Genomic DNA, 16347 nt, shown 5'->3' with positions numbered 1-16347 from the left:
ACATGGGCGACCCGAGAGGATTCCTGAAAGTCCGCACCCGCCGCGAGCTGGCCGAGCGTCCGGTCGAGCAGCGCATCAAGGACTGGTTCGACGTGCACGCCGAATCCGGTCTGCAGTCGTGGACCACCGAACAGGCGGCCCGCTGCATGGACTGCGGCACCCCGTTCTGCATGACCGGCTGCCCGCTCGGCAACCTCATCCCCGAGTGGAACGACCTGGTCCGCCAGGAGCAGTGGGAGGACGCCTACCAGCGTCTGAGCCTGACCAACAACTTCCCGGAAGTGACCGGCCGCATCTGTCCTGCCCTGTGCGAGCAGGCGTGCGTGCTCGGCATCCACCAGCCGCCGACGATGATCAAGAACGACGAGTGCACGATCATCGACCAGGCGTGGGATCTCGACTACGTCAAGCCGATGCCGCCGCAGCGACTCACCGACCAGACCGTCGCCGTCGTCGGCTCCGGCCCCGCCGGCCTCTCCGCCGCGCAGCAGCTCACGCGCGCCGGCCACACTGTCGTCGTCTACGAGAAGGACGACGCTCTGGGCGGCCTCATGCGCTACGGCATCCCGAACTTCAAGCTCGAGAAGACGCTGCTCGACCGACGCGTCAAGCAGATGGAGGCCGAAGGCACCCGCTTCGAGACCGGCGTGGAGATCGGCAAGGACATCAGCTGGGACGATCTGCGTGACCGGTACGACGCGGTCGTCGTCGCCATCGGTTCCCGCGTGCCGCGTGACATGAAGATCCCCGGCCGCGAGCTCGATGGCATCCACTTCGCGATGGACTTCCTGCCCGACGCGACCCGCCGCATCTACGGCGCTCCGCTCGAGCACGACATCACCGCCAAGGACAAGCACGTCATCGTCATCGGCGGCGGCGATACCGGTTCCGACTGCCTCGGCACGTCCATCCGCCAGGGGGCGAAGGACGTCACCGTGCTGCAGATCATGCCGAAGGAGCCTTCGACACGTCCCGACAACCAGCCGTGGCCGACGTTCGCGCGTCTCTACCAGAAGACCACGTCGATGGCCGAGGGCGGCGAGTACCTGTACTCCACGGATTCGGTGAACTTCATCGGCTCCGACGAGGAGCAGGAGCGTATCCACATCGAGAACTCCACCACCGCGGAAGGCTTCGTGGCGGACGAGCACGGCCACGTGACCGGCCTCAAGGTCGTGTCCGTCGCGCCCGGCGAGAACGGTCCGTTCACCCGCCAGCCCGGCACCGAACGCGTGCTGCCCGCCGATCTGGTGCTCATCTCCGTGGGCTTCCTCCACCCGGACACCACGACCATCGTCGACCAGCTGCCCGTCGAACTCGACAAGCGCGGCAACATCGCCCGCGACGACAAGTTCGCCACCTCGCAGGACGGCGTGTTCGTGTGCGGCGACGCCGGCCGCGGCCAGAGCCTCGTCGTGTGGGCCATCGCCGAAGGCCGCTCCTGCGCGGCCGCCGTCGACGAGTACCTGTCCAGCGAGCACACCAGCGAGCTGCCCGCCCCGATCAAGGCGAGCACCAGGCCGATGATGCTGCCCCGCTGATTCTCAAGCGGTCAGGGACGTGTATGGTCTCCTATGTCTGCGTCGCAGATATAGGAGACCTTTCGCTTTTCGGAGACATCGGAGACAAGGGGGATTCTCATCCACATGTCCGTCCACGTGTGATGTCGGTTCCGAAAGCCTCGGTCAGATGCTCGTGACGGACACGTTCGTACCGGATAATCGGAATGGCAAACCGAATGAAAAAGCCGTGGATTGTGTATCATGTTGTTGGGATACCGCGGTTTTCGAACTGTGTTCCCCGCATACGCGGGGATGATCCGGTCTACGTCACCACCATCTACCCGATAGGGAAAGCCATGTCGAAGTCCTTGGCCGACATCCAGCTCGCCGAACGGCGTTATGACCAACTTGCCGCTGACATGATCGCCCTGCTCCGCACCAACGGGAACAATGACGGCGCGGATTTCGCGCAATCCATGCTCGACGAGGACGGCTCAGGCACCGCGGTCAACGCATGCGTCATCGACATCATCAACCGCCGCATCGACCCGACATCCGTCGCCCCGCTGTTCGAGACCGTCCACTCCGAATTCCCTGGATGCGATGAGGACTATCAGGACTTCCTCGAATACGTGCGAGACAGGGGCACGGAAACGGCAGCCGTCAAGTAACGCCGTTCATGAAAGCCGCTATTCGAGTGGCTTTTTCTCATACCCCTCGAATTTCACACCCGCATCCCCGTGCGGGTGGGCGCAGCCATGTGTGGCATCGCAACAAGAATGGCCGTCCACGCGCGGCGTCAGCGCGGAGGACGTCAAATGTTCCCTCGCGCGCGGGAATGATTGGTGTTCCGACATGGGCCTGCATGTGGTAAAAGATATCCGCCCATCATCGTCGAAATCCTGACGGATTGAAAGGCATAGAATGTATTCCGTGTGCGGCCGCGCTTGTCTGACCGTTTCATGGCATTCCGGACCATCATCTGAAGGAGAAAACTATGGTGACGGCAACACGGACGACTGTAGGGCAGTTGGTGCCGGGCAGGGCGTATTTCGTGGAGGTGGATGGCTCTGCTTATGAGATCGATGAGGAACAGGTGCGTTTGTTCCGAGATGTCATCGCTCGTGCTCCGTCGGATTGTCGGATGATGACCACTGCTGAGATGGCACGGTTGCTCCGTGTCTCTCCGAAGACCGTCGATCGTATCCTGGATTCCGGGGCGATTCCGTTCAAGAGGGACGGCCGCGCCGGGCAGCGGATGGTCATGGTCGACGACGTACTCAGGTTCAAGCGGGAGTCCGAGCGCCGGCGCAGGAGGGCATTGGAGAATATGCGGGATACCGCAGAGGAGATAGGCATGTACGACACCCCCGGGGAGCGTATCCCGGTCCGGACGAGATGACTTTAAGACCGTGGATGGTTGATTCCATCGAGATGGGATGCGTGCGTCTTTTGCCGGCGTAACGGCGACCCCTCGGTGATCGTCAGCCAGCGTCACCGGGAACGGTTCACGCGCGAAGGCCGGACGGTCCCTGACCACCGCGGTGTTCGACGGCAGGCTCGTGGTGACCGACGCCGACCTGTTCCGTCATGCGCTCTGCCATGGCATCGGCCGGGCGAAGGGGTTCGGATGCGGCCTGCTGATCGTGGCTTCCATCCGGGAGCCGCAGGCATGAGCGCCGGGCGACGGGTTCCCGGCACTCCGCCTCCCGAACTCGGCGAACTCGTGCGTGCCGAGGACCGTCTCTCGCTTGCATACTTCAAACACTCCCGAGGATTGTGACGGGTTGGAGCTCATCAAGCGCCCCGCGAACCGGCGGCAGACCGACAACGGCCCGCGGCGGACCGGGTGGAGTAACGCCAGCAAATGGAGGGCCGCGCGAAAATACGGCTGAGAACCGCGGTGAATGGATAAGATGGCGTAAAGTATCATGCAGCCGTCAATGAAGTGCTATGAAGGAGCAGCAACAATGCCGAATCGAGCGGAACGTCGCGCCAAGGCCAAGGCCGATCGCAGGGGAGTGCCTTCCCAGTATGATGCCACGCGCGGCCGCGGCCGTGCCGGAATGATCGACGAATACCAGCTGCAGGAGCGTTCCCGCAGGCTGCAGGAAGGCGAGAGCCTGGGACCGTGGAAGCCGAGCGGCGGGCCGGTCGCCGAGACCGACACCACGATGACCACCAATCCGAACTACCGCAATCCGAAGGCGTTCAAGGCGCCGCATTCGGTGCGCCAGTGGTTCCGCGTGGGCAGCTGGACGCTCATCGCCCTGTCCATCATCGCGTTCTTCGTGGTCATGTGGCTGCCGACCGCCGTGCGTCCCATGTGGCTGATCATCACCGTGTCCGCCGTGTTCATCGTCGGCGTGTTGAGCCTGTTCTTCACCGCCGGTGATTCGAAGCACAATCCGAACCTCGACGAAAACGGCACCGCGGTCTGATTTCGGCGTCGAAACCATGAACACACGCGAAACGCACGACGGAAGTCGTGCGTTTTCCGTATGTCGTGCCGTAAAGTTGGTTGTGCTTGAGTTTTCCGGATGGAAAGAGAGGTAGCAGACCAATGAAGGTTGACATTCTGACCCGCGAATACCCGCCGCACGTCTACGGTGGCGCAGGCGTGCACGCCGAGGAGCTGTCCAAGGTGCTCGCCGAGCGCGTGGACGTTACCGTGCGCGCGTTCGATGGCCCCCGCACCGAAGCGGACATCCCCGCCATCCCGAACGCCGCCGAGGCGAAGGGCTCCCTCAAGGTCGTCGGCTATGACACGCCCGCCGAGCTGAAGGACGCGAACCCCGCGTTGAAGACCTTCGGCGTCGACCTGCAGATCGCCAACGACGTGGACGCCGACATCGTGCACGCGCATACCTGGTATGCCTGCCTCGCCGGCTACGCGGCCAAGATGCTGCACGGCACGCCGCTCGTCATCACCGCGCACTCGCTCGAGCCGTTCCGCCCGTGGAAGCGCGAGCAACTCGGCGGCGGCTACAACCTGAGCTCTTGGGCCGAAAAGGACGCCTACGAACACGCTGATCGCGTCATCGCCGTGTCCGGCGGCATGCGCGAGGACATCCTCACCGCCTACCCGAACCTCGATCCGGACAAGGTCGTCGTCGTGTACAACGGCATCACCATGTCCGAATTCGCCACCCCGGCGGACGACGATCCGGGCTGGAAGGTGTTCGAGCGTTACCACATCGACCGCAGCAAGCCGACCCTGCTGTTCGTCGGGCGCATCACCCGTCAGAAGGGCCTGCCGTACCTGCTCAAGGCGCTGCATTTCGTCAATCCGGGCATCCAGGTCGTGCTGTGCGCCGGCGCTCCCGACACCCCGGAGATCATGGAGGAGGTCAAGAACTCCTTCGCCGAGCTCGACGAGAAGCGCGGCAACATCATCTGGATCGAGGAGATGCTGCCGAAGAATGAGCTCTCCGCGCTGGAGCACGGCTGCGACGCGTTCATCTGCCCGTCCATCTACGAGCCGCTCGGCATCGTCAACCTCGAGGCCATGGCGTGCGGCCTGCCGGTCGTCGCCTCCGCCACCGGCGGCATCCCCGAGGTCGTCGTCGACGGCGAGACCGGCTACCTCGTGCCGATCGACCAGCTGCGCGACGGCACCGGCACCCCCACGGACCCGGACAAGTTCGTGCACGACATGGCCGACGCGATCAACAAGGTCATGGCCGACCCGGAGCTCGCGAAGAAGATGGGCCAGGCCGGCTACGAGCGCGCCCGCGACGTGTTCAGCTGGGAGTCCATCGCCGACGCCACCGTCAAGGTCTATGAGGACGTCCTCGCCGAACAGAAGTAAGACCATCAAAGGCCTCCCTCCGATGAGGGAGGCGGCACGCGAAGCGTGACGGAGGGAGAGATTGCGGCGCTCAACGGGAGCCCGCATCTCTCCCTCGGCTTTCCATACTTGACGGCTCCCCGTTCGCGGGAGCCGGTTTTTCATTCATTGAGGAGATCCGCATGACCGACAACGTCGTACTCCAACTCGAAAACGTCGAATTCCGCCGCAACCGCCGCGTCATCATCACCGACGTGAACCTGACGATCCGCGCGGGGGAGCGGTGGGTGCTGTTCGGACCGAACGGCATCGGCAAATCCACGGCCGTCGGCATGCTTGCCACGCGCACGTTCCCGTCCGAGGGCCGCGTGTTCATCCTCGGCCACCAACTCGGCAAATACGACGTGTTCAAGCTGCGCACACGCATCGGCCTCGCCTCCGCCGATCTGGGCCGCCAGTTCCCCGAATTCGAGGATCCGCTCGACGCGGTCGTCACCGGCCTGAGCGCCGTGACTGGCCGTTGGCGCGACACGTACACCGAAGCCGAATACGAGCGCGCCCGCGGCCTGCTGCGCGACTTCCGCGTGAGCTACCTCGAAGGCAAGGAGATGTGGCGGCTCTCGGAGGGCGAACGCACGCGCGTGCTCATCGCGAGGGCGCTCATGGGCAACCCGGAGCTGCTCATCATGGACGAGCCGACCACCGGTCTCGACCTGGGCGGCCGCGAACAGGTGATGCGCACGCTGAGCCGCATCGGCGAGGAGAACTCCGACCGCGCGGTCGTGCTCGTCACGCACCGTCTGGAGGAGATCCCCGCCGGATTCGACCACATCGCCATCATGGGCAGGAAGCCGATCCCCGCCGAGGACGCGACCGAGGATGGCGTCGACTCGATGGGCAACCCCGGCGCCGGTACCATCGTCTACACCGGCCCGCTCGAGCAGGGCCTGACCGACGAACGCCTCTCCGACCTGTTCGGCATGCCCATCGAAGTCGAACGCTCCCACAACCGCTGGGCCGCCTACGCGGTGTGAGAAGGAGCTGCGTTTCATTTGTACTCCTAGATTGTTCCCCGTTTGACGACGATGAAGGGGGGCGATGCACACTGACATGTTGAGGTAACTAGGTGCGAGCCCCGAGCTCTCATGGTTTGCTGGAGCCTTCGCACTCTAAGATCAATAAATCGGGCGAGTAGAATTCGTGTTTCATTGCGGTTTGAGAAATGAATAGTGTTGCATCCTCGTGCAATCTGGAGGCAGACGCTGATTTCTGAAATCTGGTGGTAAAATATTTACGAGAATGGGCGCTTGATGTTCATAATGCGGCTATCGAATGTCCATATCCGCCGTCGCTCCCCACTCGGGGAGCGTGGATTGAAATATATCCAATGACTCGGTCACGAAGAACAGCAGCGTCGCTCCCCACTCGGGGAGCGTGGATTGAAATAAGTCGGTTGCCATGGTGATGACGCAGACGGCCGGTCGCTCCCCACTCGGGGAGCGTGGATTGAAATTGGCTGGCACACAACTGGTACTGAGGAGCCCGAGGTCGCTCCCCACTCGGGGAGCGTGGATTGAAATCCCTTCGAATTCCGCGGCTACCAGCAAAACTACGTCGCTCCCCACTCGGGGAGCGTGGATTGAAATGTCAAGGGCCAGGCCGCGTGGGCGCTGTACGCGTGTCGCTCCCCACTCGGGGAGCGTGGATTGAAATTCTTCGACGCGATCGACAAGGCTTCGCCGAAGATGTCGCTCCCCACTCGGGGAGCGTGGATTGAAATACGACGTGACCGGACAGGAATCCGGATTGGTCATGTCGCTCCCCACTCGGGGAGCGTGGATTGAAATTTGCGGGCGGTGTGGCCGGCCCCCGCTACCTCGTGTCGCTCCCCACTCGGGGAGCGTGGATTGAAATTGCAACTGGCGTAGTGTCGGCGTGTCAGTGTCGTCGTCGCTCCCCACTCGGGGAGCGTGGATTGAAATAAGGACCTGCCGATCACGGCCATCCGAGTCGCCGGGTCGCTCCCCACTCGGGGAGCGTGGATTGAAATATGAAGTACATGGGCATCGCGGGCATCGTCGCGGCGTCGCTCCCCACTCGGGGAGCGTGGATTGAAATCACCACGTCGGGGTGATGGTATCGATGCCGAGCAGGTCGCTCCCCACTCGGGGAGCGTGGATTGAAATGCTGACCCCCACGACCGGAACGGCGAAGCCGGCGTCGCTCCCCACTCGGGGAGCGTGGATTGAAATCTCGACGGCTCTTCGGACGCCGGCGCTCAGACGAGTCGCTCCCCACTCGGGGAGCGTGGATTGAAATTCGTCGTCGAACAGGCTTCCGGCACCGGACTGGGCGTCGCTCCCCACTCGGGGAGCGTGGATTGAAATCTCGACAAGCTCGACGAACTGCTCGCGGCCGTGTCGCTCCCCACTCGGGGAGCGTGGATTGAAATACCGCTCGCGGTGACGAGGGCTTCGCCGGGGGCGGTCGCTCCCCACTCGGGGAGCGTGGATTGAAATTTAATGTCTGCCGTTTGTGTAGTCATGCTTAATAGTCGCTCCCCACTCGGGGAGCGTGGATTGAAATTGCTTCGCGTCGATGTTGATGACGTAGCGGCCGGTCGCTCCCCACTCGGGGAGCGTGGATTGAAATGGAGAGTCGGTCCTGCACGTATTTGGGGCTTCGGTCGCTCCCCACTCGGGGAGCGTGGATTGAAATAACAACGTGGCGTTGCGTAAGTTTGACGCCACGCGTCGCTCCCCACTCGGGGAGCGTGGATTGAAATACCGTGAACTTCGCGAACGGGAAGGGCGCGGAGGTCGCTCCCCACTCGGGGAGCGTGGATTGAAATAGCCCGGACAGGTCGTCCTCGGTCAGGGCGAGCGTGTCGCTCCCCACTCGGGGAGCGTGGATTGAAATAGTGTCTGCGTTGACGGTGATGTGCGCGTGAGCGTCGCTCCCCACTCGGGGAGCGTGGATTGAAATACGTTGGGGGCCCTGTTGGCGCCGTTGGTCGGCTGTCGCTCCCCACTCGGGGAGCGTGGATTGAAATACGAACGCAAAGCTCGTGCCGGCGGCCTTGGCCTGGTCGCTCCCCACTCGGGGAGCGTGGATTGAAATACCGCCGCCACGACCGTGACATGGGACGAGATCGTCGCTCCCCACTCGGGGAGCGTGGATTGAAATCTTTTGAAATGGTGTGGTTGTCAGTTGGCGGCGGTCGCTCCCCACTCGGGGAGCGTGGATTGAAATCAAGGCAGCGGTCAAATCAGTGATTGGGGCATCGGTCGCTCCCCACTCGGGGAGCGTGGATTGAAATCCCGCGGGCATCGGGCCACGTGTCATCGGTCGCCGTCGCTCCCCACTCGGGGAGCGTGGATTGAAATGACCTTCGAGCTGAGTGGCCGGCCGAATTGGTTGTCGCTCCCCACTCGGGGAGCGTGGATTGAAATCACCTCGACACGCTCGTAGCGCACGATCCGCGAGGTCGCTCCCCACTCGGGGAGCGTGGATTGAAATGAGCAGCACAAGGACGAGCTCATGGAACGGAGACGTCGCTCCCCACTCGGGGAGCGTGGATTGAAATGCATGACGGCGTTGAAGCTCGTCATTGAGCGCGAGTCGCTCCCCACTCGGGGAGCGTGGATTGAAATCTCCTCCTGCTTGTTGAGCTGGTCGGCGATCGTCGTCGCTCCCCACTCGGGGAGCGTGGATTGAAATCTCAATGACATGTCACGCATGGCGCTCAGCCTCGTCGCTCCCCACTCGGGGAGCGTGGATTGAAATGCAAACTTCCTTGACTTCAGCAAGATTAGTCAGGAGTCGCTCCCCACTCGGGGAGCGTGGATTGAAATAAACACGGGCGGCCGGTCGTCTGGCGCCAGTACGTCGCTCCCCACTCGGGGAGCGTGGATTGAAATTTGAAGGATGCGCCGAACGCGCGGCCGATGTTTGTCGCTCCCCACTCGGGGAGCGTGGATTGAAATGCCGCCGAACAGGCCGCCGCCAAGAATGACAACCGTCGCTCCCCACTCGGGGCGCGTGGATTGAAATTCCCAGTGCAGCGGCTTGTGCGTCGATGCCGCTGGTCGCTCCCCACTCGGGGAGCGTGGATTGAAATGCCCACGTGCGAGACAGAACACTCATGGATGCATGTCGCTCCCCACTCGGGGAGCGTGGATTGAAATACGGTGGTCCTCAGCGGGCCGGACGGGTTGTCGGGTCGCTCCCCACTCGGGGAGCGTGGATTGAAATGGGTCCGCGTCGAGCAAGGTCTGGAGCTACGTGGAGTCGCTCCCCACTCGGGGAGCGTGGATTGAAATGTGGACACCGTCGAGATCGTGCAGGACGCGAGCGTCGCTCCCCACTCGGGGAGCGTGGATTGAAATCTGATGTGCGACCGGGACGTGTCCGTGTCCGGGGGTCGCTCCCCACTCGGGGAGCGTGGATTGAAATGCCAACACGTTGAAGGCGGCGGCACCCTCGTTGGTCGCTCCCCACTCGGGGAGCGTGGATTGAAATCCCAAGGGCCGCCCATCAGGTCTACAAGTCCGCCGTCGCTCCCCACTCGGGGAGCGTGGATTGAAATCTCCACGATGGGGACACCGCGGACTTCCCCATGAGTCGCTCCCCACTCGGGGAGCGTGGATTGAAATTCGATTCTCGCCTAACCAACCAACCACGAAAGGAGTCGCTCCTCGCTCGGGGAGCGTGGATTGAAATGTGTCCTTGGGTACGCCAGTCGATGGCGCCGCCCGTCGCTCCCCACTCGGGGAGCGTGGATTGAAATTGTGGGTCTTGGTCTTTCGTGTGGTCCTCTTGGTGTCGCTCCCCACTCGGGGAGCGTGAAATGACTGTTTCATCATTTATGGGCATCGCCCAGTTGCATGGGACGAAAACGATACAGAGCTCTGTATCTCTGGTTGTCCGTCGGATTTCCGGATGCTCAATATGCTGCATGAGATTAGGGGAATACGGTTGTTGCACAATGTGAAGGATTCCCGACTGTCCAGAGAAGCCGCCGTCCCGCCCGTGATTGGCGTCCCCGCGTGTATCATCGTGCTCTATGAGTGAGACCGAACCGAAGTTCCGTTACAACGCCGCTCTGGCGCAGGACATCGAAAACAAATGGCAGAAGAAGTGGGATGAGGAGGGCACCTTCTGGGCCGCCAACGTCTCCGGCGACCTGAAGGACGGCAAGGGCCGCAACGCCGAGGGACGCCCCTCCTACTTCGCGATGGACATGTTCCCCTACCCGTCCGGCAAGGGCCTGCACGTGGGCCACCCGCTCGGCTACCTCGCCTCCGACGTGGTGTCCCGCTACCACCGCATGAAGGGCGAGAACGTGCTGCACGCCATGGGCTACGACGCCTTCGGCCTGCCCGCCGAGCAGTACGCCGTCCAGACCGGCCAGCACCCGCGCATCACCACCGAGCAGAACATCGCGAACATGTCGCGCCAGCTGCACCGCATGGGCCTGAGCTTCGACGACCGCCGCACCTTCGCGACCATCGATCCCGGCTACGTGCGCTGGACTCAGTGGATCTTCTCGCGCATCTACGATTCCTGGTACGACGAGGACGCCACGAACCCGTCCGGCACGAAGGGCTCCGCCCGTCCGATCTCCGAGCTCGTCGCCAAGTTCGAGAACGGCGAGAAGGCCATCCCGGGCCACGAGACGGACGGCAAGGCATGGGGCGACCTCACCGAGGCCGAGCAGCAGGACATCCTCAACGACTTCCGCCTCGCCTACATCTCCAAGTCCCCGGTGAACTGGTGCCCGGGCCTGGGCACCGTGCTCGCCAACGAGGAGGTCACCGCCGAAGGCAAGTCCGAACGCGGCAACTTCCCGGTCTTCCAGCGTGAGCTGCGCCAGTGGTCGATGCGCATCACCAAGTACGGCCACCGCCTCATCGAGGACCTCGACGGCATCGACTGGCCGGAGAAGGTCAAGCTCATGCAGCGCAACTGGATCGGCGAGAGCCACGGCGCCTCCGTGCACTTCCAGGTCGAGACCCCGAACGGCACGCGCGACATGGAGATCTACACCACGCGTCCGGACACCCTGTTCGGCACCACGTTCGCCGTCGTCTCCCCGGAACACCACCTGCTCGAGGACGTGCCCGCCGAATGGCCGGCCGAAACCCCCGAGGATTGGAAGGGCGGCTACGCCACCCCGGTCGAGGCCGTGAAGGCGTATCGTCTCGCCGCCGAATCGAAGACCGCGAAGGACCGCGTCGACGAGGCCGGCGAGAAGACCGGCCTGTTCACCGGCCTGTACGCCGTCAACCCGATCACCGGCGCGAAGCTGCCGCTGTTCACCGCCGACTACGTGCTCATGGACTACGGCACCGGCGCGATCATGGCCGTGCCGGGCGGCGACCAGCGCGACTACGATTTCGCCGTCAAGTTCGGCCTGCCGGTCATCTACACCGTCAAGCCATTGCCGGAATCCGGCGACGACCTCGCGGCCTACGAGGGCAAGGCGCCGTTCGTCTCCCACGACGGCATCGTCATCAACTCCTCCGTCGAAGCGACCAAGGCGAAGGGCGACGCGCTCTCCCTCGACGGCCTTCGCGTCGACGACGCCATCGCCAAGGTGAACGCATGGCTGGAATCCGCGGGCGTCGGCAAGGGCACCGTCTCCTACCGTCTGCGCGACTGGCTGTTCTCCCGCCAGCGCTACTGGGGCGAACCGTTCCCGATCGTCTACGGCGAGGACGGCACTCCGCACCTGCTGCCCGACTCCGCGCTGCCCATCAACCTGCCGGACGTGCCCGACTACCAGCCGCGCACCTTCGACCCGATGGACGCCGAATCCAACCCCGAGGCGCCGCTGAGCCGCAACGAGGATTGGGTGAAGGTCGAGCTCGATCTGGGCGACGGCGTGAAGACCTACTACCGCGACACGAACACGATGCCGAACTGGGCCGGCTCCTGCTGGTACTACATGCGCTACATCGACCCGACCGACACGGCCCACATGGTCGAGAAGGACGAGTTCGACTACTGGATGGGTCCGAACCACAACAAGTACTCGGGCGACGAAGGCGGCGTGGACCTGTACATCGGCGGCGTCGAGCACGCGGTGCTCCACCTGCTGTACTCGCGCTTCTGGCACAAGATCCTCTTCGACCTCGGCTACGTGGATTCCGCCGAACCGTTCCACAAGCTGTTCAACCAGGGCATGATCCAGGCGTACGCCTACACCGACGACCGCGGCCAGTACGTGCCGGCCGACGAGGTCGTGGAGGGCCCGGCCGACGAGAACGGCGAACCCACGTTCACCTGGAACGGCGAGCACGCGAACCGCGAGTTCGGCAAGATGGGCAAGAGCCTCAAGAACATCATCACGCCGGACTACATGTACGAGAACTACGGCGCGGACACGTTCCGCCTGTACGAGATGAGCATGGGCCCGCTGGACGAGTCCCGTCCGTGGAACACGCGCAACGTGGTCGGCGGCATGCGTTTCCTGCAGCGCCTGTGGCGCAACGTGGTCGACGAGACCACCGGCGAGGCGCATGTGAGCGAGGACGCGCCGGACGTGAAGACTTTGAAGCTCCTCAACAACACGATCGCCGAGGTGACCGTGGAGATGGAGAACATGCGTCCGAACACGGCCATCGCGAAGCTCATCGTGCTCAACAACCACCTGACGTCCCTCAAGGCCGTGCCGCGCTCCGCCGTCGAGCCGCTGATCCTCATGCTCGCCCCGATCGCCCCGCACATCTGCGAGGAGATGTGGCAGCGCCTCGGCCACGCCGAGTCCCTGTCCGCCGCGCCGTGGCCGGTCGCCGACGACAAGTACGTCGGCCAGGACACGGTCACCGCGGTCGTGCAGATCAAGGGCAAGGTACGCGCCAAGCTCGAGGTCTCCCCGGACATCGATCCGGCCGAGCTGGAGAAGCTCGCGCTCGAAGCTGTCGCCGTCCGTCTCGGCGGCAAGGAGCCGCGCAAGGTGATCGTCAAGGCCCCGAAGATCGTCTCGATCGTCCCGGCCGAATGATTCCGCCCGTGTCGTCCGCGTCTCGCGTTCCCGTGTGACGCGGACGACATGCGATAATTAGACACTCGCCGCGGCAAATGTGAAGAACTCTAGGGGCTCTATCCACATTCACCGCAGCGTTGGACTCGACGCCCATGCCTCATCCACAGTGGAGGCATGGGCGTTCGTCATAGTGGAAACGGAAACGGCCGCGCACGGCACGGCGGATACGGCATCGTCGACGGTATCGGAGGAGACGGTGCCGTCGGTTTCGATGATGCCGTCGGACGCGATGGCATCATCGGATGCGGTGGCGCGGCCGGATACGATGCGGTGGAGACGCCGACCGCGTATGACGCGTACGATGTCTGTCCGTCGTACGGCGGGTACCCGGCTTCCACGGTGCCGCCGGTCCCGCTGCCTCCCGCCGCAACGGCGGCGGCAGCGGAATCGGCGACATCGGTGGAACCGGCAGCCGTTCCGGATGCCGTAACCGTTCCGCCCCTGGCAGCCGTTCCGGACTCCGAGGCACGACCGAAAGCCGTGCTTTCGGAACTGTCCGGCGTGCGCGGAGGCGACAGGGACGAGCATTTCGCCGATCGCGCCCGCCATGGTAGACCACGATTGCGGTTCGGCGCCACGCAGGCGCTGGCGATGATTCTCATCATGGTGATGGCCACCTGCGCGAGCCTTACCCTGCTCATCCGGCAGGCCGTGAACTATGCGGCGATCGAAGCGGCGTCCGCCACGTCCGCCGTCGCTTCCGGCGGCGTGACGGAAGGCGACGACGTCGGGGGAGCGACGTCGGGCGGTACTGCGGCGGGTGACGAGACGCCAGAGGGTGATGCGTCGCAGTCTGGAGACGATATGGCGGCCGGTTCCGGCACGATGCCGGGGCAAGCACAGGCGCAACCGCCGCAACCGGCCGATACCCGCGTCGACCTGAACACGGCAACGTTGGAACAGCTTGATGCGATACCCGGCATCGGTCCGGTCACCGCGCAGAAGATCCTCGACCATCGTGCAACAATCGGACGATTCGGCAGCGTCGACCAGCTGCTTGACGTGCCCGGCATCGGCGCGAAGACGTTGAAGAAGATCAGGCCGGAGGTGAAGGTCTGATGGGCGGGCGGTTGGAGCGTGGCTGCGACGATCGGCGACTGCTGCCCGTCGCCGTCGTCCTGTGGGCGTCATGCTTGGGCGCGCACGGGTTGTTCTCCCGGTGCATGGCGCTGTTCGCCGGTGCGGACTCCGGGGAATCAGACGGATCGATGGCGCCGATCGTCGCCGTATGCGTCGTGACGATCGGTGTGCTTCTCGTATGGATTGTGGCGGAGCGGTGCGCGCGTCAGGGAATCGGCCGCGTTACGGTCGTCGTCTGCGTGGGAGCGTTCCTGCTGGGGGCCGTCACGACATGGGCCGCGGAATCGGCCGTATGGTTCGATTCTGCGATGACGCGCGCACGAGACGGCCCCGCCAGGGTCGTGGTACGACTGCGTGTCGTCGAGCCGGTCGAAACGTCGTCCATGCGTGACGCCGACTGTCAGGCGGAGACACGTCTCGTCGCGATGGACGACGGCGTCGTTTCGACACGATCGCATGCGCGAGTACGGCTTCTTGCGTCGGGCTCCGATTGCGGACGACTGCACCGTGGCGCCGGCTATGAGGCGAGCGGAGAACTGCGGGAGGCGGAACTCGGCGTGACGCCGCTCTGGTTGACCGTCTCCGAAGATGATGATGAGGCAGTGGCCGATGCCGGGATTCCCGGTTCGATATCAGACATGTCGGGCATACACATGACCGAACGCCAGCCATTGTTCGACGGTTGGCGCGAGCGTGTGCAGGAATCATTCTTCCAAGCGACCGACGGTCTCGATGATTCGGGGCGCATACTTGTGCCCGGACTCACCATGGGGTTCCTTGGACAGGATTACGTGGGGGTCCCGGAACCGGATTCGGCGGCGGATTCCAATCCGATCGACGAGACGTATGCGAGCCGGCTGGAAGACTGCTTCCGCCGCGCCGGGATCATGCACCTCATGGCCGTGTCCGGCGGACATTTCGTCATCGTCGCCGCGCTGATCCGCAGAATGGGCGCGTACCTGCTCATGCCCCGGCAGATGGTCGCATGCATGACCGTCGTGTCCACGACGCTGATGGCGGCGATGATGGCTCCCGGCGACAGCGTCACCCGCGCGTTGGTCATGGGATGGCTCTCCGCAGCGGCGCTGTTCGTCGGCCGGCGCGCGCAGGCGTTGAGTGCGCTATGCGTCACCTCGATCATCATGCTGCTGACGAATCCCGCCTTGGCGTGGAGTTTCGGATTCGCCTTGTCCTGCGCCGCCGTACTCGGCATCATCCTCATGGCGCGCCCCATGGCCGGCGCTATGGCGTTGCTGTTGCCCGACGCCCTCGCCGATGCGATAGCCATGACCGTCGCCGCACAGGTGACGACATTGCCGATTCAGGTGCTGATGGAGCCGCAGCTGCCGGTATGGTCGGTGCTCGCGAACATCCTCGTCACGCCCGTGGTCGCCTTCTCCACGATGACCGGGCTCGCAGGGCTTGCACTCGCATGGGTGAACATGGATGCGGCGCGTCTATGCGCATGGCTCTCTTCATGGGGTACGCGAATCATGGAACAGGTCGCGATACGTCTGGGGGATGGGAATCAGGCGACGATTCCATGGATGGAGGGCGTGACAGGTGCGTTTGCGCTTGCCGCGGTGGAAGCGGCGATGGTGATCGGCGCCAAGTTGGTCCGACGATGGATTTCGCCGCCGCCCGGAGCCCATATGCTGCTCGGCGAACCCTTCACCAGCAATCCCCGGAACCGGCTTCGCCTTTGGTGGATGGACACCCACCGCATGATCAGTAAACTCACCTGGTAGCGGCGTCGGATGCTTGGCGGGCGTTTGCTTGGCCCCCTCTGTGGAGGGGGCTCCCGGCGGAGCCGGGGGGGGGGTGTTCCTATGTTTTTGTCAATTCTGTAGGGGGTTGATGTGTCGGGTTTTGGTTGGTTGTCGTGGGCGTGCTTCGCCTTGCCGGTGGCGACCGGTGTGTTCGTC

9 protein-coding genes, 1 pseudogene and 1 CRISPR repeat array are annotated in these 16347 nt (G+C 63.8%); all 10 genes and pseudogenes read left to right on the top strand.

Annotated elements, in window-relative coordinates:
* The first annotated feature begins 2 nt into the window (after positions 1–2).
* The 10 genes and pseudogenes from AC1AYD_RS07235 (at position 3) to AC1AYD_RS07190 (ending at position 16170) form a co-directional block, all read left to right on the top strand.
* The gene (locus AC1AYD_RS07235) at positions 3–1541 is read left to right on the top strand and encodes a glutamate synthase subunit beta (RefSeq protein ID WP_476502407.1); all 1539 of its coding nucleotides are present in this window, start codon (positions 3–5) and stop codon (positions 1539–1541) included.
* 317 nt (positions 1542–1858) lie between these two features.
* On the top strand, positions 1859–2173 hold the full coding sequence (locus tag AC1AYD_RS07230; protein ID WP_476502408.1) for a hypothetical protein: 315 nt from the start codon (positions 1859–1861) through the stop codon (positions 2171–2173).
* A 326-nt stretch (positions 2174–2499) separates the two neighbouring features.
* A complete protein-coding gene (locus AC1AYD_RS07225; RefSeq protein ID WP_476502409.1) occupies positions 2500–2904 on the top strand; it encodes a helix-turn-helix domain-containing protein in 405 nt (134 codons plus the stop codon).
* A gap of 163 nt (positions 2905–3067) precedes the next feature.
* The gene (locus AC1AYD_RS07220; RefSeq protein WP_476502410.1) at positions 3068–3178 is read left to right on the top strand and encodes a type I-E CRISPR-associated protein Cas6/Cse3/CasE; all 111 of its coding nucleotides are present in this window, start codon (positions 3068–3070) and stop codon (positions 3176–3178) included.
* A gap of 294 nt (positions 3179–3472) precedes the next feature.
* The gene (locus tag AC1AYD_RS07215; protein ID WP_476502411.1) at positions 3473–3943 is read left to right on the top strand and encodes a tripartite tricarboxylate transporter TctB family protein; all 471 of its coding nucleotides are present in this window, start codon (positions 3473–3475) and stop codon (positions 3941–3943) included.
* A 122-nt stretch (positions 3944–4065) separates the two neighbouring features.
* Entirely contained in the window at positions 4066–5313 is a 1248-nt protein-coding gene (glgA, locus tag AC1AYD_RS07210; protein WP_476502412.1) for a glycogen synthase, read from the top strand.
* Between the two features lie 161 nt (positions 5314–5474).
* Positions 5475–6006: pseudogene (locus AC1AYD_RS07205) on the top strand (ABC transporter ATP-binding protein); the annotation flags it as partial.
* Between the two features lie 633 nt (positions 6007–6639).
* Positions 6640–10148: direct repeats of the CRISPR family, unit length 33 nt; unit sequence GTCGCTCCCCACTCGGGGAGCGTGGATTGAAAT.
* 209 nt (positions 10149–10357) lie between these two features.
* Positions 10358–13300 (top strand): leucine--tRNA ligase, encoded by a 2943-nt coding sequence (leuS, locus tag AC1AYD_RS07200; protein WP_476502413.1) that lies wholly within the window; start codon positions 10358–10360, stop codon positions 13298–13300.
* A 522-nt stretch (positions 13301–13822) separates the two neighbouring features.
* Entirely contained in the window at positions 13823–14401 is a 579-nt protein-coding gene (locus tag AC1AYD_RS07195) for a ComEA family DNA-binding protein (RefSeq protein WP_476502414.1), read from the top strand.
* 104 nt (positions 14402–14505) lie between these two features.
* On the top strand, positions 14506–16170 hold the full coding sequence (locus AC1AYD_RS07190; RefSeq protein ID WP_476544883.1) for a ComEC/Rec2 family competence protein: 1665 nt from the start codon (positions 14506–14508) through the stop codon (positions 16168–16170).
* The last annotated feature ends 177 nt before the right edge of the window (positions 16171–16347 follow it).

It is taken from the genome of Bifidobacterium sp. LH_426, from assembly GCF_056356875.1.
This window is presented reverse-complemented; position numbering and strand designations above follow the sequence as displayed.